This window comes from Ruegeria sp. CDSB013, assembly GCF_059611165.1.
In genome coordinates this window covers 58,375-77,116 of sequence record NZ_JBXWPA010000003.1, presented here as the reverse complement: position 1 = coordinate 77,116, position 18,742 = coordinate 58,375, and the positions used below count along the sequence as shown (strand labels likewise).

The 18,742-nt window shown below is 58.3% G+C and carries 21 protein-coding genes; 11 read left to right on the top strand and 10 right to left on the bottom strand.

Translation table 11 applies throughout. The annotated features are described in order from the left end of the window. The first annotated feature begins 58 nt into the window (after positions 1-58). Positions 59-1,777 carry a bifunctional sulfate adenylyltransferase/adenylylsulfate kinase gene (locus tag AC2FJF_RS06545; protein WP_496724013.1) on the top strand — a complete coding sequence of 573 codons (1,719 nt, stop codon included), beginning with the start codon at positions 59-61 and terminating at the stop codon, positions 1,775-1,777. Between the two features lie 111 nt (positions 1,778-1,888). Further along, positions 1,889-2,746: a hypothetical protein gene (locus AC2FJF_RS06540; RefSeq protein ID WP_496724011.1), complete on the top strand. Its 858-nt coding sequence runs from the start codon at positions 1,889-1,891 to the stop codon at positions 2,744-2,746. Here AC2FJF_RS06540 and AC2FJF_RS06535 read toward each other — a convergent pair. From AC2FJF_RS06535 to AC2FJF_RS06520, 4 genes are all read right to left on the bottom strand, one after another. Further along, entirely contained in the window at positions 2,743-3,612 is an 870-nt protein-coding gene (locus AC2FJF_RS06535) for a hypothetical protein (RefSeq protein WP_496724009.1), read from the bottom strand. The two genes, AC2FJF_RS06540 and AC2FJF_RS06535, sit on opposite strands and share 4 nt — an antisense overlap. Further along, positions 3,612-4,496: a PhzF family phenazine biosynthesis protein gene (locus AC2FJF_RS06530; RefSeq protein ID WP_496724007.1), complete on the bottom strand. Its 885-nt coding sequence runs from the start codon at positions 4,494-4,496 to the stop codon at positions 3,612-3,614. Before AC2FJF_RS06530 ends, AC2FJF_RS06535 begins: the two co-directional genes overlap by 1 nt. Before the next feature lie 114 nt (positions 4,497-4,610). Beyond that, on the bottom strand, positions 4,611-4,835 hold the full coding sequence (locus tag AC2FJF_RS06525; protein WP_170466716.1) for a DUF1150 family protein: 225 nt from the start codon (positions 4,833-4,835) through the stop codon (positions 4,611-4,613). A gap of 5 nt (positions 4,836-4,840) precedes the next feature. After that, a complete protein-coding gene (locus tag AC2FJF_RS06520; RefSeq protein WP_058280036.1) occupies positions 4,841-5,254 on the bottom strand; it encodes an Hsp20 family protein in 414 nt (137 codons plus the stop codon). A 164-nt stretch (positions 5,255-5,418) separates the two neighbouring features. Here AC2FJF_RS06520 and AC2FJF_RS06515 point away from each other — a divergent pair, with 164 nt between their 5' ends. The 4 genes from AC2FJF_RS06515 (at position 5,419) to AC2FJF_RS06500 (ending at position 8,028) form a co-directional block, all read left to right on the top strand. After that, on the top strand, positions 5,419-5,643 hold the full coding sequence (locus AC2FJF_RS06515) for a YdcH family protein (RefSeq protein ID WP_058275529.1): 225 nt from the start codon (positions 5,419-5,421) through the stop codon (positions 5,641-5,643). Between the two features lie 77 nt (positions 5,644-5,720). Next, complete coding sequence (gene purE, locus AC2FJF_RS06510) at positions 5,721-6,206, top strand: 5-(carboxyamino)imidazole ribonucleotide mutase (RefSeq protein WP_170558990.1); 486 nt, start codon at positions 5,721-5,723, stop codon at positions 6,204-6,206. Continuing rightward, the gene (locus AC2FJF_RS06505) at positions 6,203-6,961 is read left to right on the top strand and encodes an NAD(P)-binding domain-containing protein (protein WP_496724004.1); all 759 of its coding nucleotides are present in this window, start codon (positions 6,203-6,205) and stop codon (positions 6,959-6,961) included. Before purE ends, AC2FJF_RS06505 begins: the two co-directional genes overlap by 4 nt. Next, entirely contained in the window at positions 6,961-8,028 is a 1,068-nt protein-coding gene (locus AC2FJF_RS06500; RefSeq protein ID WP_496724002.1) for a 5-(carboxyamino)imidazole ribonucleotide synthase, read from the top strand. Before AC2FJF_RS06505 ends, AC2FJF_RS06500 begins: the two co-directional genes overlap by 1 nt. Before the next feature lies 1 nt (position 8,029). Here the strand turns inward: AC2FJF_RS06500 and AC2FJF_RS06495 are convergent, their stop codons facing one another. The 6 genes from AC2FJF_RS06495 to AC2FJF_RS06470 form a co-directional block, all read right to left on the bottom strand. Beyond that, positions 8,030-9,181 carry an alpha-D-ribose 1-methylphosphonate 5-triphosphate diphosphatase gene (locus AC2FJF_RS06495; RefSeq protein ID WP_496724000.1) on the bottom strand — a complete coding sequence of 384 codons (1,152 nt, stop codon included), beginning with the start codon at positions 9,179-9,181 and terminating at the stop codon, positions 8,030-8,032. Beyond that, positions 9,178-9,951 carry an alpha/beta fold hydrolase gene (locus AC2FJF_RS06490; protein WP_496723998.1) on the bottom strand — a complete coding sequence of 258 codons (774 nt, stop codon included), beginning with the start codon at positions 9,949-9,951 and terminating at the stop codon, positions 9,178-9,180. Before AC2FJF_RS06490 ends, AC2FJF_RS06495 begins: the two co-directional genes overlap by 4 nt. A gap of 38 nt (positions 9,952-9,989) precedes the next feature. Beyond that, positions 9,990-10,832: a DMT family transporter gene (locus AC2FJF_RS06485; RefSeq protein WP_496723996.1), complete on the bottom strand. Its 843-nt coding sequence runs from the start codon at positions 10,830-10,832 to the stop codon at positions 9,990-9,992. A gap of 187 nt (positions 10,833-11,019) precedes the next feature. Next, the gene (groL, locus tag AC2FJF_RS06480; RefSeq protein WP_496723994.1) at positions 11,020-12,663 is read right to left on the bottom strand and encodes a chaperonin GroEL; all 1,644 of its coding nucleotides are present in this window, start codon (positions 12,661-12,663) and stop codon (positions 11,020-11,022) included. 54 nt (positions 12,664-12,717) lie between these two features. After that, the gene (locus AC2FJF_RS06475) at positions 12,718-13,005 is read right to left on the bottom strand and encodes a co-chaperone GroES (RefSeq protein WP_496723992.1); all 288 of its coding nucleotides are present in this window, start codon (positions 13,003-13,005) and stop codon (positions 12,718-12,720) included. Positions 13,006-13,156: 151 nt separating this feature from the next. Further along, on the bottom strand, positions 13,157-13,831 hold the full coding sequence (locus AC2FJF_RS06470; RefSeq protein ID WP_496723990.1) for a DUF2161 domain-containing phosphodiesterase: 675 nt from the start codon (positions 13,829-13,831) through the stop codon (positions 13,157-13,159). Positions 13,832-13,946: 115 nt separating this feature from the next. Between AC2FJF_RS06470 and AC2FJF_RS06465 the strand changes: the two genes are divergently transcribed. The 5 genes from AC2FJF_RS06465 to AC2FJF_RS06445 all read left to right on the top strand — a co-directional run bounded on the left by AC2FJF_RS06465 (position 13,947) and on the right by AC2FJF_RS06445 (position 18,688). Next, a complete protein-coding gene (locus AC2FJF_RS06465) occupies positions 13,947-14,927 on the top strand; it encodes a TraB/GumN family protein (RefSeq protein ID WP_496723988.1) in 981 nt (326 codons plus the stop codon). 106 nt (positions 14,928-15,033) lie between these two features. Then, a complete protein-coding gene (locus AC2FJF_RS06460) occupies positions 15,034-15,954 on the top strand; it encodes a manganese-dependent inorganic pyrophosphatase (RefSeq protein ID WP_496723986.1) in 921 nt (306 codons plus the stop codon). Between the two features lie 134 nt (positions 15,955-16,088). Continuing rightward, the gene (locus AC2FJF_RS06455; RefSeq protein ID WP_496723984.1) at positions 16,089-17,159 is read left to right on the top strand and encodes a DUF389 domain-containing protein; all 1,071 of its coding nucleotides are present in this window, start codon (positions 16,089-16,091) and stop codon (positions 17,157-17,159) included. Between the two features lie 109 nt (positions 17,160-17,268). Then, on the top strand, positions 17,269-18,144 hold the full coding sequence (locus tag AC2FJF_RS06450; RefSeq protein WP_496723982.1) for a TIGR01459 family HAD-type hydrolase: 876 nt from the start codon (positions 17,269-17,271) through the stop codon (positions 18,142-18,144). 100 nt (positions 18,145-18,244) lie between these two features. After that, positions 18,245-18,688 (top strand): MaoC family dehydratase, encoded by a 444-nt coding sequence (locus tag AC2FJF_RS06445; protein ID WP_058275996.1) that lies wholly within the window; start codon positions 18,245-18,247, stop codon positions 18,686-18,688. Positions 18,689-18,742 lie beyond the last annotated feature (54 nt).

Here is an 18,742-nt window from a genome sequence, read left to right as displayed (position 1 = left end):
AGCCGGGGCAAACGCCCCGTAATCAACGGCAAAGCAGCACTTTTACAAGAGTATTCCCATGACGATGTTAAGTAACCTGGCCCCAATCCCCGAATTGTTCGTGTCCTACGATTCAGCACAGAAACTGAAGGTGGAAGCCGCCGATCTGACCAGCTGGGACCTGAGCCCGCGCCAAATCTGCGATCTGGAATTGCTGATGAACGGCGGGTTCAACCCTCTCAAAGGCTTCCTGAGCCAGGCGGACTACGACAATGTCGTTGAGAACATGCGGCTGGCCGATGGTACCCTTTGGCCGATGCCCATTACTCTGGACGTAGACGAGGCGTTTGCCGACAAAGTCGAATTGGGCCAGGACATCGCGCTGCGCGATCAGGAAGGCGTCATTCTCGGCACCATGACCGTCACCGACCGTTGGACACCGGACAAAGCCCGCGAGGCCGAGAAAGTCTTTGGTGCCGATGACGAGGCGCACCCGGCGGTGAATTACCTGCACAACGTGGCGGGTAAAGTGTATCTGGGCGGACCCGTGGTCGGCATTCAGCAGCCCGTCCACTATGACTTTCGCGCGCGCCGCGACACTCCGAACGAGTTGCGCGCCTATTTCCGCAAAGTCGGCTGGCGGCGTATCGTGGCGTTCCAGACCCGCAACCCTCTGCACCGCGCGCACCAGGAACTGACCTTTCGCGCCGCGAAAGAGGCGCAGGCCAACCTCCTGATCCATCCGGTCGTGGGCATGACCAAACCTGGCGACGTCGATCACTTCACCCGCGTGCGCTGCTATGAGGCAGTGCTGGACAAATACCCGGCCTCGACCACATCGATGTCGTTGTTGAACCTGGCAATGCGCATGGCCGGCCCGCGCGAAGCTGTCTGGCACGGGCTAATCCGTGCAAACCACGGCTGCACGCATTTCATCGTGGGTCGCGACCATGCGGGCCCGGGCAAGAACAGTCAGGGCGAAGATTTCTATGGCCCCTACGATGCGCAGGATCTGTTCCGCAAGTACCAGGATGAGATCGGCGTCGAAATGGTCGACTTCAAGCACATGGTTTTTGTGCAGGAACGCGCGCAATACGAGCCGAACGATGAGATTTTGGATAAGGACAATGTCACTATCCTGAATATATCGGGCACCGAGTTACGCCGTCGTCTGGCCGAAGGTCTGGAGATCCCGGAATGGTTCAGCTTTCCCGAGGTTGTCGCCGAATTGCGCAAGACCCGCCCACCGCGCAGCCAGCAGGGCTTTACTGTGTTCTTCACCGGCTTTTCGGGCTCGGGCAAATCCACCATCGCCAACGCGCTTATGGTCAAACTGATGGAGATGGGCGGCCGCCCGGTTACTTTGCTGGATGGTGACATCGTTCGGAAAAACCTGTCGTCCGAACTGGGCTTTTCGAAGGAACACCGCGACCTGAACATCCGTCGCATCGGCTATGTGGCCAGCGAGATCACCAAGAACGGCGGCATCGCAATCTGCGCGCCAATTGCGCCCTATGCCACGACCCGCCGTGCGGTCCGGGAAGAGATCGAGCAATTCGGCGCCTTCTGCGAGGTTCACGTGGCCACCACCATTGAGGAATGCGAACGCCGCGACCGCAAGGGACTGTACAAGCTGGCCCGCGAAGGCAAGATCAAAGAGTTCACTGGAATCTCGGACCCGTATGACGTTCCTGCAGACCCAGAACTGAGCGTCGAGACCGAAAATGTCGAGGTCGACAACTGCGCCCATCAGGTTCTCCTGAAACTGGAAAGTATGGGGCTGATTGCAGCATCCTAATTGCTACAACAAACAAGCAAAGCGGCCAGCAGTGGCCGCTTTTTGTGTTGGATTGACAAGCGCACGCTGCCTTGGTGCAAATGCAGACCCTAACCAAAACGCAAAGTGCCCATGACCCGCGACCTGCCTGCAATTGCCAGTTTCTGGTTCGGTTCAGACCTGAGCTGGCTCGAGGCGCTGTGCATTCAATCCTATCTGGATAACGGTCACCGGTTTATCCTGTATACCGTGCATGATATCGAAGGCGTGCCTAGCGGCACCGAGATACGGCCCGCTTCTGATATCCTTTGGCCAGCGCCGTTTGATTTTCGACCGGAAGACCGGTTGGGGGTCGCAGTGTTTTCCGACATTTTCCGGCTGCGGTTGATGCAGAAAACCCCGTTCATCTGGGTCGATCTGGATGCCTACTGCGTCAAGCCATTCGACTTTTCCTCGTCTTACGTTTTCGGGTCGTCGCAATCAGGCATCATTCCCAATGGCGTTCTGCGCTTGCCGGAAGGCTCAGAGACACTGGCGCTATGGATTGATTTCGTGATCTCTGCCAACCCGACCCAGCCCTGGCGTGGCGGTCGGCTATTTCGACACAATCGCAGGCGCATCCGAAACGGAGAAACCTGGGGCATCGAGGCACTTCCCTGGGGCAGCTCAGGCCCCAAGGCGTTGGAGCATTTTCTACGCCAGACCGGCGAGGACAGCCACGCGATGCAGCCGGATGTGTTCTATCCTTTGGACAAGGAACAGCTATGGAAACTGCACGATACGCGCATTTCCACGGCCGAGATCGAACGGGATAAGGTGCATTCAGTCCACATTTACGGACATCAGAAAAAATTTATGGCCGCCAAAACCGCCGGGCTGCCGGTCAGCGGATCATATCTGCAGCGCCTTTGCCTTCGACATGGGATCAACGCGCTGGCGAACCCGATCTTGCCGGTGGGGTGGCTGACCCCGCAGCCATCAGAAGACTAGGCCGCTTTTATCTGTTCGCGCAGGGTCCGCACCGCACGGCCTTCAAAGTCACCGAACTCTGCCGCCTTGCTTTGCGCAGCTTTCAGATGCTGCAGGCGTTCGGCATAGTCGTCAGCGGACAGGCTGTTGATTGCGCGCTGAATGTCGGCCTCAGACTCACAGAGGATTATACCGGCTGTGTCCATGAAGTCCCCGATATTCGGGCACCCCCAATAGACCGGGACCGTTGAACACAGGACCGCATCCGTAAGCTTTTCCGAAAAATAGTTCTTCTCGCGCACATTCTCGATCACAACGGAATAGCGATACGGAGCCAGCCCGTCGGATTTGCGATCAAACGGCGTGTATCCCAGCCCCATGATATCAACGTCAGCGCCCGTTTCCCGCACCCAGTCAATCACCGAATGGCGAAGTTGGTGCCCTTCCAGATCGCGCTTGGCTGAGGCGATGAGCGAGCAGGATTTCGTTTTCTCTACGTTGAGGTCTCGCCAATCCGGCACCATGGTCACGCCGTAGGGCAGAAACACAGCGTTCGGAAGGTTCTGCAGCAGCACGTCATGAAACGTCATCACCCGAAAGAACCGCCACCATGTGTAGCGGAGCATCTTGTCGTGCTTGGCGTGAATGGCCGACGGCTCGCCCATCATCAGCGAAATCCGGGCGCGGGTCCCTCGGCGCAGGCGCAGGTGAACGGTTGAATTGGGGTACATGATCAGGTGATCGGTACGCTCAAGATCGCCAACCGTTTTGCCCATCAGGCGGTCGGGGCACCCTTCGGACCAGATCAGATCGGACAATGGAACCGAAGCCAGTTTCGGACCCAACCGATGCCCATAAGGAAGGATGGCGATCGCAGGTTCAGTCATTACAGTTGCCCGGGCAAATTGACCTGACCACGCATCAGAATATAGCCACGGCCCGCCACCTTGATACCGGTCATCGCATCGGCAGGTCCAACGCGTGTAACGGTCGCTTGGCCGGGGCGGCCCAAGTCGTGGCCCTGTTCTGCTGCAAACGTGTCCTTAGGCATCAGGCCATATTTCCAGAGATAAGCTGCCATCGCCCCGGTTGCGGAGCCGGTGAACGGATCCTCGGGCGGGCTGGGCGGCAACATCAAAAGGCGTGAGAACGTGTCGCCCGCCTCGCTCGCGCCCTCCAGCGTCACAATAAATGGCTCGGCCATGTCCGATCCGGAATACCCTCCGGCCTCTATCACCTTGCGCAGCGGTTCTTGTGCCAGCTTTGCGGCACGTAGCGCTTCGAGGTCGCGCAGCACAGTGACGCAAAACGGCAACCCTGTGGATACCATCTGAGGTGGCGAGATGATCGCGCTTTCCGGTAGGCTGATGGCAGCGGCAACCAGGTCGGCAGGAACGATCGCACCGAATTGCGGGGCAACCTGCGTCATTTCAATCTCATCACCGTTGAGTTGGATTGAAACGATCCCTGCCCCGGTGTCCAGTGTCAGCGCATCCCCCTGAAACAGCCCACGCGACCGCATCGCCGCCACAGTGGCTATTGTGGGATGCCCCGCAAAAGGGATCTCACGGCTGGCTAGAAAATAGCGCACTCGGACGTCGGCCACGTCAGACGGCCCGGTAAAGGTACATTCGACCAAGGACGTTTCGCGCACGTAAGCGGTACAGACATCTTCGGGCAGGACGGCCCCACCATGCACCACGGCGCATCCATTGCCGCCAAAGGCACGGTCGCTGAATGCGTCCACCCAGTCGAAATCAAACCAGCTCATGTATGGTGCCTCCGCCCTGCTATGGTGCCTCCGCCCTGCGAACCTGTATTGGTTCGCATATCTCACCCGTGGGGCGGCGGATGTCACGGGAAAATCACCTTCTGCGGGGCCGTTTCAGTGAACGGCCACCGGCGAGAAGTCATGTTCGCGCGCCAGAACAAAGGCTAGCTTGCGGTCTGCAACCAGCGCCAGTTGCTGGCCATCGGAGTCGTGAACAGCGTAAAGCTGATCCAGATCACCGGCCTGTTCGCGCACTTCGCGCGGCAGGTCAGCTACATCGACAGCTTTCACATAAACGATCCGATCGCCTTCGGTGTTGATTTCAATCGGTGTATTCATTGCTCTTACCCCTTCCGTATGTTGATTGTCTGAACCACGGTTTCCGGCACGGCGCGGGTCAGGTCCACATGCAGCAGACCGTTTTCCATGATCGCCTCGCCAACCTCGACTCCGTCCGCCAGCACGAACATGCGCTGAAATTGACGCGCCGCGATGCCGCGATGCAGAAAGATGCGCCCCTCGCTATCGTCGCGTTGACGGCCCCGGATCACCAGCTGGCGATCCTCGATGGTAATCGACAGGTCCTGTTCCGCAAAACCGGCCACAGCCAGGGTGATGCGATAGGAAAAATCCGAGGTCTGCTCGATGTTATAGGGCGGGTATCCTTCGTTTCCGGCCTTTGCAGACCGTTCTAGAAGGCGTTCCAATTGCTCGAACCCCAAAAGATGCGGGTATGAGCCAAGAGTAAGTTTCGACACGTATTTTCGTCCTTTATTGCCAAAGCGACGTGTGGTGCGGTCCCGTTTTGGCAACCGCGTATGATAGAATATGGGAATATGCAGGGATGTCCACAAGGTCTGGCCGGATAAACCCTGACACACTATCTTGTGTGGAAAGCACCACAACAACAACCGAGTCGTCCATGAACGCGCCCACTGACATTTCAATGAAAACAGATGAAGTTCTTCGGGTCGAGCTGGAGGTATTTCGCCGCCAGCACCGCGATCTGGACGAAGCGATCGAGGCGCTGCAAGCGACGGGGACGTCGGATCAGTTAACGATCAAGCGGCTGAAAAAGCAGAAACTGCGCCTTAAGGACATCATTCGCCTGATCGAGGACCGTCTGACCCCGGATATCATCGCCTGAAGGCCCTGTACCGCATTGCCAGATAGGCCGATTTGGCTATAGTGCGCGCTCTTTCGACAGGCAAGGGCGACAAGTGGATGAGCGATGTGAAAGTGGGGATCATCATGGGCAGCCAGTCGGACTGGCCCACGATGAAAGAAGCCGCAGACATTCTGGATGAACTGGGCATTGCGTATGAAAAACGCATCGTTTCGGCGCACCGCACCCCTGATCGCCTGTGGGACTATGGTAAAACCGCCGTTCAGCGTGGCCTGGATGTGATTATCGCCGGTGCGGGCGGTGCTGCGCATCTGCCGGGGATGATGGCCTCAAAGACGCGCGTACCGGTGATCGGCGTGCCTGTGCAGACCCGTGCCCTGTCCGGCGTCGATTCGCTATACTCCATCGTGCAGATGCCCAAAGGCTTTCCGGTGGCGACGATGGCTATCGGCTCCGCCGGTGGGGCCAATGCCGGGTTGATGGCGGCTGGCATCCTCGCCTTGCAGGACGCAGCACTGGCTGATCGGCTGGATGCCTGGCGCGAAGCTTTGTCTGCTTCTATCCCCGAGGAACCCCAAGGATGAGCCGTATCGGCTTTATCGGAACCGGACATATCGCAGCCCCCATTGCGCGTTTTCTTACGGACAAAGGGCACAGCATTGCCGTTACAGAGCGAAACGCCAAAGTCTCAGCTGAGTTGGAGGCTGAACTGGACGTAACGGTCACGAACCCACAAGCGGTTATCGACGCATCGGATATCGTTTTTCTTTGCCTGCGCCCTCAGATCGCCCCGGAAGTTCTGGATAACCTGAGTTTTCGCTCGGGTCAGCAAATCGTATCTGTGATGGCAGCTGTATCGGCGGACCAGCTTGCATCCCTGTGCGCTCCGGCGACTGACTTCGTTCAAACAATCCCTTTGGGGTTTTTGCGGCAAGGCGGATGCCCGCTTGCAGCGTTTGGCAACGATGCCTTGCTGGCCGAACTGTTCGAACCCGAAAACCCAGTTGTAAAAGTCGAAACCGAGGCGGCGTTGAACGCACATTTTGCGATCTGCGCGATGGTGCCGGGGATTCTGGACGTTATGGCGACAGGTGCCGAGTGGTTGACCGAGCAGACAGGCGACGCGGATGCCTCGGAGTTCTACACAACACAGCTGCTGTCTGGATTTCTGCAGACGATGCAAACCGGGCAAGCCGGGCGTCTGGCCGAGGAACGGGACGCGCTGGCGACGGATGGAACACTCAGCCTGCAGATGACGCAGGCATTGCATGCGGGCAAAGCACATGATGCGCTGCGCTCGGCCCTGCAGGCGATTGGAAAAAGGTTGGAGACTGATTGATGACGGACATGCTTGCTCCGGGGGCGCGGATTGGAATTCTGGGCGGTGGCCAATTAGGCCGGATGTTGTCCGTCGCGGCGGCCCGGTTGGGCTTTGTAACCCACATCTTTGAGCCGGGAGCCAACCCACCCGCCGGTCAGGTGGCGGATCATGTGACGACTGCAGCTTATGATGACGCTGCGGCACTGAAGGCCTTTGCCGAGTCCGTCGATGTCATCACCTATGAATTCGAAAATATCCCGACCGAAGCGCTGGACCTGTTGGAAGCACATTGCCCTATCCATCCGGGGCGCGAGGCGCTGCGTGTCAGTCAAGATCGACTGACCGAAAAGACTTTCCTTGCCGGGTTGGGTTTGAAGACAGCGCCGTTCGCCGACATCACCAATCTGGACAGCCTAAAGGCAGCGATTGACCAGATTGGCACGCCAGCCATCCTGAAAACACGTCGTTTCGGCTATGACGGCAAGGGACAGGCGCGGTTGCGCGGCCCTGAGGATGCCGAGGCCGCACTGGCCGATATGGCAGGCGCGCCCGCAATCCTCGAAGGGTTCGTCAATTTCAGCCACGAGGTATCGGTCATCGCCGCCCGCGGTATCGACGGGCAAGTCGCCTGTTTCGACCCAGGTGAAAACGTGCACCGCGATGGCATCCTGCACACCACCACGGTACCCGCCCGCCTCGCCCCGGCGCAGCGAACCGATGCCGTGCTGTTGGCCGCGAATATCCTGAACGCGCTGGATTACGTCGGTGTCATGGGTGTCGAACTGTTCGTGACACCGCAGGGTTTGATCGTGAATGAAGTTGCGCCAAGGGTGCATAACTCGGGCCACTGGACGCAGAACGGCTGCGCGGTGGATCAGTTTGAGCAGCATATTCGCGCCGTAGCCGGTTGGCCGTTGGGCGACGGTCAACGCCATTCAGACGTGGTTATGGAGAACCTGATAGGCGACGATATGGACCGCGTGCCGGAATTGGCGCGGGAACGCGACGTTGCGCTTCATCTCTATGGCAAGGCTGAAGTCAAACCGGGCCGCAAGATGGCGCATTTCAACCGCATCACGCGGTAACTCAGCCCACGAACCGTGCGGCGATATCACCGGACATGAAACTAACCCGCCCGCCAGCCAGCGTAGCAGCGACGTGGTGGGACCGAGCATCAAGTATCACTAGGTCTGCGCGTTGACCCGGGGCAAGAGTGCCCCGGTCCTGCAACCCAAGAACCCGTGCCGGACCGGACGAGACCAACGCCCAGGCTCCGGCCAGATCCAACAGACCGGATTTGGCCAGCATCAAAGCCGCTCGCCTGGGACTGGGATAATGGTAATCCGAGGCCAGCGCATCACACAGCCCCATGGTGATCAGATCCAGCGCACTAACGTTGCCCTTGTGCGATCCGCCGCGCACCACGTTGGGTGATCCGAGAATAACGTGGTCCCCAGCAGCCCGAGCGGCCTCAGCCGCCTCTAGCGTTTCGGGAAACTCGGCAATCTGAGCACCTCGCTCCCGCCAATCGGCGCGAGTTTCAGCCGTTGCGTCGTCATGGCTGCCCATACGGACACCCTGCTCGGACAATGCCGCACAGAGCGCGTCCAAGGCTGCGGAAACCTCATCGCCTCGGGCATGCATGGACAGCAACATCTCAAAATGTGCTTCAGGATTACGCCCGGCCTTAAGCGCCTGCCCCGTCAGGCGCGGCGGCTTGCGCCCCTCGGCCAGCCTGTCATGTGGCAGGTGATCGTTGAACACCACGTATGGCACACGCCACGCGGCAATACGTTCAGGCAGGCTCGGATATTCCTCGAGCATGTGGGTTTCGAACCGTAGCTGAGGCAGCAAATCGGTGACGACGCGATCTTTGACCGACGCAATAGCATCGAACACTTGGCCAGCGAATTCAGGGCCGCGTACGCCGCCCTCCCAACTTAGAAACTGGGCCAGGACCGCCGTCGTGATCCCGTTGGCGGCCAGTTCGGCCTCGACCGACAGGATGCCCTCGTCCATCTGCTTCATCGCCCCTCGTCGCGGTGCGATGTGACGCTCGAACCCGTCGCCGTGCAGGTCGATGATGCCGGGCATCACCAGATATCCAGACAGGTCGATTGTCCGTCCCGCCCGGTCCCGTTGCACGGCCCCGTCAGAAATGGACAGATCGGCACGAGTCATGCCCTGATCCGGCAACAGAACCTCTGCGCCGGACAAAGTCAGAGAAAGTGCGGTCATTCAGAGCGCTCCGAGTCCGGTTCCGAGCAATCCTGCCCAATGCAGATTTCATCGATGATTTCCATCACCCCATCCAGCCATGTGATCTGCGGATCAAACTGACCGAACTCGATGAAATGCAGCGCTTGCGCCATCACGCGTGGATTGTTCATCATGAACGTGTGAGTCACCGGTAGGACGATATGATCCGCCATCCCTTCGACCTTGGTCGTTTCAACCGAAACTTTCCCGTCATCCGAGCCATCGATCATCGAAGAAAACAGTGGGTTCAACGAATTCTCCCCGGCGATCACACCAAGTTCGAAATCCACGGGGGGCAGTCGTCGTGGGATACCTTCGGGGCCCGTGCCCAGCGCCAGACCGGCCGGGCCATTCAACATCCCGAACACCTCATACGCGCTAAGTTCGTCCACCAGCTGGCTGCCCTGATTGGGCGGGCCGAGCATGACTACGCGACCCAGGTTTTCCGGATGATTGTCCTGCAGCCAATAGCGCAACAGAATACCGCCCATCGAATGCGCGACAACATTGACTTTGTCGTCGCTGCATTCCGCAAATGCACCCGGCAGCGTCTGTGCAGCCAGATCGGGAATTGGCAGGTCGGTAGAGGAATACCCCGGGCGCACGACGGTATAATCATGCGTTTTGAACAACTGTTCCATGACGGTAAAAGACGCTTCGGTCCGTGCCAACCCATGCAGCAGGACCACGCATTTTGCCTGCACAATGGCAGGCACAAAGAACAGAAAGAGGGCAAGCAAATAACGCATAGCCGCCAGATAAGGCCTAACGTCCAGCGAATAAACCCCTACCGCGGCGTCCTGCGCAGAACGGCCAGTGCAATTCCGCCCAATACCAGCCCGGCCCCCATGATCAGGCGCAGGCTGGCGGCCTCGCCCAGCAGGAGGACACCGCCAATAATGGCTATAATCGGAACGCTGAGTTGCACGACGGCCGCCGTTGTGGGCGTCAATTCCCGCAGAACCTGATACCACAGCGCATACCCCATCCCTGATGTGACCGCACCGGCCAACGCGGCCAGCAAGTATCCGTTAGCAGTCATGTGCCACGCCCCTCCTGTCGCCAATAAAGCCAGCGTTGTCACTGGCAATGCCACGACGAAATTTGCAGCAGTGCCGGATAAGGCATCCGGTTCGGACTTGCCAACCAGCGAATAGATCGCCCAGCCGATCCCGGCAGCAATCATCAGAGCTGCTCCGACCGGGTTGACCTGTATCGATCCGGACGGCCAAAGCACGTAGCCCAACCCCAGCAACGCGATTGCGGCGCCCGCGATCTGCCGACCAGTGGGCAGCGTGCCTTTCACTGATGTCACAGTGAACATCGTCACCTGCACCACCCCGAACAGGATCAGCGCGCCAAGACCCGCGTCCAGCGTCAGATAGGCGACAGAGAATCCGATCATGTACAGGGACAACGACCCCGCCCCGGCAACCCTGCGCCGGTCAAACAGGGGCAATTGACCAGCCCTCAGAAGAACCAACCCGGCCAGCACCACTGCACCGGCCAAAACCCGCACCACGGCAAAGGCAGCGGGATCGCTGGCGCCACTATCAATCGCTAGCCGATTAAGTATCGAGTTGGACGCAAAGGCGCACATCGTCAGGCACGTGAGTAGGAACAGTTTCATATCAACCGCATAGCCGGTTTCGGCGCGTTTTGCACACTCACATTCCTGCGGGATGGTCCGCAAAACGAAACGGGGCCGCCCGAAGGCGACCCCGTCCCTAGATACTAAGGCTTCCCTCTCGGCAGCTTGGCCTTACAGCCAAGCGCCTGTCGGGACCGTCAGAATTCGCCGAGGCGAATTCGACGTCTTACATCATGCCGCCCATGCCGCCCATGTCGGGCATGCCGCCGCCAGCAGGCGCGCCGTCTTTGGCAGGCTTGTCAGCAACCATTGCTTCGGTGGTGACCAGCAGGCCAGCAACCGATGCTGCATCTTCCAGCGCAGTGCGGACAACTTTGGCCGGATCGATAACGCCGAACGAGAACATGTCGCCATACTCTTCGGTCTGAGCGTTGAAACCAAAGGCCGCTTCCGAAGATTCGCGAACTTTGCCTGCAACAACTGCGCCGTCGACGCCCGCGTTCTCAGCAATCTGGCGCAGCGGCGCTTCGATGGCTTTACGCACGATATTGATGCCTGCGTCCTGATCAGCGTTTGCGCCTTTCAGAGTGTCCAGTGCTTTACCTGCCTGAACCAGCGAAACGCCACCGCCCACAACAACGCCTTCCTGAACGGCTGCGCGCGTTGCGTTCAGAGCATCGTCAACACGATCCTTACGCTCTTTCACTTCAACTTCGGTCATGCCACCTACGCGGATAACAGCAACACCGCCTGCCAGTTTGGCAACGCGCTCTTGCAGCTTCTCACGGTCGTAGTCCGACGAAGTTTCTTCGATCTGAGTGCGGATCTGAGCAACACGTGCTTCGATCTCGGCTTTCTCGCCAGCACCGTCAACGATGGTGGTTTCGTCTTTGGTGATTTCGATTTTCTTGGCGGTGCCCAGCATATCCATGGTGACGGACTCGAGCTTCATGCCCAGATCTTCACTGATGACCTGACCGCCGGTCAGGATTGCGATGTCCTGCAGCATGGCTTTGCGGCGATCGCCGAAGCCAGGTGCTTTGACAGCAGCAATTTTCAGGCCGCCGCGCAGTTTGTTGACAACCAGAGTTGCCAGCGCTTCGCCTTCAACGTCTTCAGCAATGATCAACAGCGGCTTTTGCGACTGGATCACCTGCTCGAGCAGCGGAACCATCGGCTGCAGCGAGGACAGTTTCTTTTCGTGCAGCAGGATCATGCAGTCGTCGAGATCTGCGATCATCTTGTCAGCATTGGTGACGAAGTAAGGCGACAGGTAGCCACGGTCGAACTGCATACCTTCGACAACATCGGTCTCGGTTTCCAGACCTTTGTTTTCTTCGACGGTGATAACGCCTTCGTTGCCAACCTTCTGCATCGCGTCTGCGATTTGCTGACCGATTTCGGCTTCGCCGTTGGCCGAGATGGTGCCAACCTGAGCGACTTCTGCCGAGTCTTTGACTTCACGCGCCATCTCTTTGATGCCTTCAACGACTTTGGCAGTTGCCAGGTCGATGCCGCGCTTCAGGTCCATCGGGTTCAGGCCCGCTGCAACCTGCTTAAGACCTTCGCGAACGATTGCCTGTGCCAGAACGGTTGCGGTGGTGGTGCCGTCGCCGGCTTCGTCATTGGTGCGGCTGGCGACTTCTTTCACCATCTGCGCGCCCATGTTTTCGAACTTGTCTTCCAGTTCGATTTCCTTGGCAACCGATACACCGTCTTTGGTGATGCGCGGTGCGCCGAAGGATTTGTCCAGAACCACGTTGCGGCCTTTGGGGCCCAGGGTCACTTTGACAGCATCGGCCAGGATGTTCACACCTGACAGCATGCGGTTGCGGGCATCGGTGTCGAACTTGACGTCCTTAGCAGCCATGTTGTTTCTCCTTGAGAAAAATGTTGGAAATGAAGATCAGAGAAGCGCGAGCGCTTACTCGATGATCCCCATGATGTCGCTTTCTTTCATCATCAGCAGCTCTTCGCCGCCGACGTTGACCTCGGTGCCCGACCACTTGCCGAACAGGATCTTGTCGCCAGCTTTTACAGCCATTGCGATCAGTTCGCCGCTGTCCTTGCGCGCGCCTTCACCGGTCGAAACGACTTCGCCTTCGCTAGGCTTTTCTTTTGCACTTTCGGGAATGATCAACCCGCCTGCGGTTTTTTCATCGCTTTCGGTACGACGAACCAGCACGCGGTCATGAAGCGGTTTCAATGCCATCTTTGCAGCTCCTTGGGCTCAAAGTTTATTATCCTCCCCTCGCCGGCTGGCGAGGCGTTAGCACTCAAAGGCAGAGAGTGATAACGACGCATAGCTAGGGGGTCGCAAACCCCAAGTCAACAAGCTGTGATGGATTTTTTAGTTGCGAGGCTCAGCTGGTCTCTTCCCAGCTATAGGCCCAGTGTTTCAACCCTTCGGCCCCTGTAGTCGACAGTGCATAGACCCCCTTATCAACCTTGTCGAACCACCCGTAGTGATTGTCCCGCATCAGGCGCGTGGCCTGGGCGACGCCGGTGGATTGGGCAACTTCCGCCCCCTTTGTCGCTCCGCATTCGGCCAGATGGGCTGCACATTTCAGCGCGTCCTGACGATAGGCCGTCACGATCCCGTGCCGGGTGGCTCCACCTGCGTTGGGGTCACCTTCAAGCCGGTCAAATTCACGCAGCAGGCGAGCCGCCTTTACTTTGTTTTTTCGCGGTGCATACGGGCCAGGGTCACATTGCACCTCGACCGCGCCGTCAGCACGTACAGTGATCAGACCAAGACCAAGCCTGCGGCACAGCGCCAAATTGTCCTTTAACGCACGCCGCGCGGTTCGCCCCTTGGGTTTGCACACACCGATATAGACCTGGTCAGTCACCCTTAACCGCGTGATTGCCTGATGAAACAGCGCCAATGAGAACCGCAGCTTCAGCTCAACGATCACCGGCTCATCACCATCCCGAATGGCGACGATGTCGGCTGCGCCGACTTCGCCTTTGACGGTGTAGCCCTGACGCTCGAACAGCGCCTTGATCGGCGGGTATAGATCCTGCTCACGGTCCATTCCGCCATGCTATGCAAATTTGCCGCGAACGCCAGCCGTCACCTGCATCCGGCTTGAATACATTGCCGCGCAAAGGCAATGTCGCGATCACACTAAAGTTTCCGAGATGATCCTTATGCGCTTGTTTGCACCGCTGCTTTTCCTATTCCTGCCCGCCACCGTACAGGCCGCATGCGAAGGGACTGATCTGAGGCCGGGACTGAGCCCCGCGGTAAAGTCCGAACTGCAACAGACAGTGGCCGAGATCCCGTTTGCCGAAGGCAATCACTGGATCGCATCCAAGGGTGACACGATCCTGCACCTTGTTGGTACGTTGCATGCCAATGACGCACGCATGGACGCAGTGGTCGAACGGCTAACGCCGACCCTCGGCGATGCGGACGCGTTTTATTTCGAGGTCACTCGGGAAGAAATGGACGCGTTCGAAAAAGACCTGGCCAAGGACATAAGCCCGGTGATGATCACCTCGGGACCCAGTCTGATTGATCTGATGTCCGAGGAAGACTGGTCCGCCCTGTCGATCGGGCTGTCCGAACGCGGTATCCCCGGCTGGATGGCAGCCAAAATGCGGCCCTGGTTTCTGAGCATGATGCTGGGCGTCCCCCCGTGTATGATGCAGGACCCCAGTGCGAACCACGGGATGGACGCCCGTCTGGACCAGCTGGCTGACGAGTTGGGTATCCCCAAACGCTCGCTAGAACAGATTGCCGATCTTATGAGTATGTTCGACAGCCACCCCATCGAAAAGCAGGTTCAGTCCCTTGTGCGGATGGCCGGTGCCATGGGCGGTAGCGAGGATCAACTGGCGACGATGGCCAACGCCTACCTGGAAGAGAAACATGTCGAAATCATCCAGCTCGCCCGTCTTCAGGGATTGGAAGACTCGGGCCTGTCGCCCGAAGTATTCGACGAGGAATGGAATGATTTCGAGCAAAAACTCCTGGTCGAGCGCAACAGCAACTGGATGCAGAAAATTCTGAACATTCAGGACCAAAACGTCGTGATCGCGGTCGGTGCCGGGCATCTTGGGGGCGACTACGGGCTGCTGAACCAATTACAACAGGCCGGGTACACCCTGACCCGCGCCCCGTTCTGACCAACCTCGATTTCAGACCAACCGTCGCAGCGTAAACACTGTCGGGTGACAACCCCGGCGGACCGCCCTATAAGGCGCGCAAAATGATCACCCTCAGGACGCTGACATGACAACGCTCGTATTTGGACATAAATCCCCCGACACCGACTCCACAGGCTCACCTATCCTGTGGTCATGGTACCTGAACGAAATCAAAGGCGAACAGGCCGAGCCAGTTCTGCTGGGCGAACCCAACACCGAAGCGGCATTCCTGCTGCAGCGCTGGGACCTGCCCAAGCCGCGCATCATCGAAGACGTGGCCGAGGGCACGCCGGTTGTCATCGTGGACACCAACAACCCGGCCGAGCTGCCAGCCAGCGTAAACAGCGCGGACATCCGGGCAATCATCGACCACCACAAGCTGGTCGGTGGCCTGGAAACCAAAGGCCCGATCGACATCACCGTACGCCCGCTGGCTTGCACCGCGACCATCATGATGGACCTGATCGGTGACGACGCCGCCAAGATGCCCGACGCCATCAAAGCCGCCGCATTGACCTGCATCCTGTCAGATACGCTGGAATTCCGCTCTCCCACCACCACCGCACATGACCGCGCAGTGGCCGAGAATCTGGCCGCTGATCTGGGTCTGGACGTCGCGACCTATGCCGCGGAAATGTTCGCAGCCAAATCGGATGTCTCGTCCTTCTCGGACGCCGAACTGATCCGCATGGACAGCAAGGAATATGAGGTCGACGGTACCAAGTTCCGCGTTTCGGTTCTGGAAACCACCGCACCCGGCGTCGTTCTGGACCGCAAGGCCAGCCTGGCGGGTTCGATGGCTGACGTAGCCAAGGAAGACGGCGTTGATCAGGTTCTGCTGTTCGTGGTCGATATCCTGAACGAAGAGGCCACTCTGCTGGTACCCAACGATCTGGTCAAAGGTGTCGCCGAAAAGAGCTTTGGCGCAAGCGTGGACGGCGATGCCGTAGTCCTGCCCGGCATCATGAGCCGCAAAAAACAGATCATCCCGAACCTCAAGGTTTGACGCGGACAAACATCCCAACCGAAAGGCGCCCCACCCGGGCGCCTTTTTTCTTTGCTACTAATGTTTTGCGCGAATGGCATCCGTTGGTAGTCTGACATCAATAGCCAGACAGCGAATTGGGTCAGACGACGTTCATGAGTTCCCGCAAGTTCAGCACCACACGCGACATCCTGAGATTTGAAGGCAAGGACAAATCTGCCTATTGGCGACGGTTTGCCATGCTTCTGACCTTATCCGTGGTGATCGCCACGATGGGCATGCTGCGAGATTCCGGTGCGGTCGTCATTGCCGCAATGCTTGTTGCGCCATTGATGACCCCGATCCTTGGGGTTGCGGCGGCGATGGTGATGGGATGGCTGGGTCGCGCGTTCAAACTGGCTTTGATTGTCTGCGGTGCCGCGGTAATCAGCGTCTTGCTGGCGTGGCTTCTTGTCTATGTCGCAGACGTCCCGCGCGGCATTCTGATCCCCGATCAGGTTCTCGCCAGAACGGATCCGGGCACCGAGGATCTGATCGTTGCCCTCGCCGCCGGAGTGGCCGCAGCTTACGTTCAAATCAACCGGTCCGAGGCCAGCCTGCTTCCCGGTGCAGCCATCGGCGTGTCCTTGGTGCCACCTCTGTCTGCATCGGGTGTTTTGCTGTATTTCGACGAGCCCGCCGAGGCCTATGAAGCCGGCCTGCTGTTTGCCACCAACCTTGGAGCAATCATTCTGTCGGCCTGCGCGGTTTACATCGTATATGCGGCGCGCGCGGTGGTGTTTAGCAAGGGTCGGCGCAAGCTGAACTTCACCGCAAGCGTGGTGGTGACACTGGCATTCCTGGCCTTCGTTGTCCTTCAACTGGGAAAGTCGACCTACAACCGTTACCTCGAAACCCGGACCGAGGCGCAGTTGGCGCAAACGATCCGGGACTGGGCCGATCCGGTGTCGGTCGAGATCATCCGCGTGGACGTGAATGCCAAACGTAAACACGCCGATATTTGGCTGATCGTGGACCTTCCGATTGAAGCGGCTTACAAAGTATCCTCGATCGCCGGTTTGCTGCCCGAGGCCCTGCGTGACACGCCTTTGGTCGACGTACTTCAGAAAGAACTGGGGCCGGGTTTTCTGGTCGTAGTGCGTTTCCAGAACAGGATCGGCGCACAGATCATATTGGGCACCGAAAACGTCCAACAAGCACCCGATGTCGAAGAAATCGTCGAATGACGCGATCAGACACACCGTGTTCGACCAGCAATTGATATTGCGGGATGGCCAAGAGGTGAAAGCTTTGCCATAGCTGTCACAACTCAGAATTTCAGGTCCCGAGGCTCCCATGACCCAGATCATCCACACGCTTTCCGAGATTTCAGGCCGCTACAAGTCACTGTTCGTTGACCTGTGGGGATGCGTTCACAACGGCATCACTGCCTATCCCGATGCGGTCGCGGCTTTGCAAAACTACCGGGCGCAAGGCGGGATCGTTGTGCTGGTCACCAACTCACCCAAACCGCGTGCTGGCGTGGCTGAGCAGCTTGGGCAGTTCAATGTCCCCGCAGATGCCTATGACACCATTGCCACCAGCGGGGACTCGGCCCGGTCCGCTATGTTCCGTGGGGCGGTTGGTGAAAAAGTCTATTTCATGGGGGAATGGGAACGCGACGCGGGATTCTTTGAGCCGCTGAAAATACTACACCATCCGATCCACATCGAACGTGTCCCGCTGGATGAGGCCGAAGGGATCGTCTGCTGCGGGCCGTTCGACCCAATGGCGGATCCGGCGGTCAATCGCGCCGATTTCCTCTATGCCAAGCAGAAAGGCATGAAGCTGCTCTGCGCCAACCCCGACATCGTTGTCGACCGGGGCGAGATACGCGAATGGTGCGCGGGTGCGTTGGCGAAGCTGTATACCGAGATGGGAGGCGAGAGCCTGTATTTCGGAAAACCCCACCCGCCGATCTATGATCTTGCGCGGCGCAGGCTGCAGGAATTGGGTCATGACATCCCTGATGGCGACATTCTTGTGATCGGCGACGGCCCGCATACGGACATTCTGGGTGGTATGGGCGAAGGGATTGATTCTCTGTTCATCTCGGGTGGTTTGGCCGCAGCGGAAACAAAAACTGAGCATCATCCGCACCATGAATCCCTAAGTGATTATATTGCAAAGGAAAACATTAATCCTACCTACACAATCGGTCGATTGAGGTAGTCAGAAAAGACTTGATTTTCTGCAGTTGCGAAGTAATAAAGTTGCCAAACGGGGGCGACTTGAGTTGTTTTGTTGCCCATTGAACTCGAGTGAGGGCGACATGTTGGATAATCTTCCACGCGGCACGATCTGTATTGAAGACATCGAGATGGGCATGACCCGCCACCTGCGCAAAGTGGTGACGGACGAAGATATCGAGATGTTCGCGCAGGTTTCAACGGATCGGAATCCGGTACACCTGGACGACGACTATGCCCGCGACACGATCTTCGAAGGTCGCATCGCCCACGGCATGTTGACGGCGGGTCTGATCTCGGCGGTGATCGGCGAGCAGCTGCCGGGCCACGGCACGGTCTATATGGGGCAGTCGCTCAAATTCCTGGCGCCCGTACGCCCTGGCGACATGGTCTATGCCGAGGTCAAAGTGATCGACATCGATTTTGCCAAACGCCGCGTGAAGCTGGATTGCCACTGTGCCGTCGATGGCAAGAAGGTGTTGGTGGGCGAAGCGATGGTTCTGGCCCCGTCGCGCAAATTCGATTGAAGTCTCGATACCTGTATCCTTTTGAAGGGCGCTGGAAACGGTGCCCTTTTTTGT

Bases quoted from the DNA above. Each gene is read 5' to 3' on its own strand.
- AC2FJF_RS06505 (WP_496724004.1), top strand. From the start codon at position 6,203: ATGAGCCGTATCGGCTTTATCGGAACCGGACATATCGCAGCCCCCATT.
- groL (WP_496723994.1), bottom strand. From the start codon at position 12,663: ATGGCTGCTAAGGACGTCAAGTTCGACACCGATGCCCGCAACCGCATG.
- AC2FJF_RS06475 (WP_496723992.1), bottom strand. From the start codon at position 13,005: ATGGCATTGAAACCGCTTCATGACCGCGTGCTGGTTCGTCGTACCGAA.
- AC2FJF_RS06540 (WP_496724011.1), top strand. From the start codon at position 1,889: ATGACCCGCGACCTGCCTGCAATTGCCAGTTTCTGGTTCGGTTCAGAC.
- AC2FJF_RS06465 (WP_496723988.1), top strand. From the start codon at position 13,947: ATGCGCTTGTTTGCACCGCTGCTTTTCCTATTCCTGCCCGCCACCGTA.
- AC2FJF_RS06445 (WP_058275996.1), top strand. From the start codon at position 18,245: ATGTTGGATAATCTTCCACGCGGCACGATCTGTATTGAAGACATCGAG.
- AC2FJF_RS06450 (WP_496723982.1), top strand. From the start codon at position 17,269: ATGACCCAGATCATCCACACGCTTTCCGAGATTTCAGGCCGCTACAAG.
- AC2FJF_RS06500 (WP_496724002.1), top strand. From the start codon at position 6,961: ATGACGGACATGCTTGCTCCGGGGGCGCGGATTGGAATTCTGGGCGGT.
- AC2FJF_RS06515 (WP_058275529.1), top strand. From the start codon at position 5,419: ATGAACGCGCCCACTGACATTTCAATGAAAACAGATGAAGTTCTTCGG.
- AC2FJF_RS06455 (WP_496723984.1), top strand. From the start codon at position 16,089: ATGAGTTCCCGCAAGTTCAGCACCACACGCGACATCCTGAGATTTGAA.
- AC2FJF_RS06525 (WP_170466716.1), bottom strand. From the start codon at position 4,835: ATGAATACACCGATTGAAATCAACACCGAAGGCGATCGGATCGTTTAT.
- AC2FJF_RS06485 (WP_496723996.1), bottom strand. From the start codon at position 10,832: ATGAAACTGTTCCTACTCACGTGCCTGACGATGTGCGCCTTTGCGTCC.
- AC2FJF_RS06530 (WP_496724007.1), bottom strand. From the start codon at position 4,496: ATGAGCTGGTTTGATTTCGACTGGGTGGACGCATTCAGCGACCGTGCC.
- AC2FJF_RS06470 (WP_496723990.1), bottom strand. From the start codon at position 13,831: ATGGACCGTGAGCAGGATCTATACCCGCCGATCAAGGCGCTGTTCGAG.
- AC2FJF_RS06490 (WP_496723998.1), bottom strand. From the start codon at position 9,951: ATGCGTTATTTGCTTGCCCTCTTTCTGTTCTTTGTGCCTGCCATTGTG.
- AC2FJF_RS06545 (WP_496724013.1), top strand. From the start codon at position 59: ATGACGATGTTAAGTAACCTGGCCCCAATCCCCGAATTGTTCGTGTCC.
- AC2FJF_RS06535 (WP_496724009.1), bottom strand. From the start codon at position 3,612: ATGACTGAACCTGCGATCGCCATCCTTCCTTATGGGCATCGGTTGGGT.
- purE (WP_170558990.1), top strand. From the start codon at position 5,721: ATGAGCGATGTGAAAGTGGGGATCATCATGGGCAGCCAGTCGGACTGG.
- AC2FJF_RS06460 (WP_496723986.1), top strand. From the start codon at position 15,034: ATGACAACGCTCGTATTTGGACATAAATCCCCCGACACCGACTCCACA.
- AC2FJF_RS06495 (WP_496724000.1), bottom strand. From the start codon at position 9,181: ATGACCGCACTTTCTCTGACTTTGTCCGGCGCAGAGGTTCTGTTGCCG.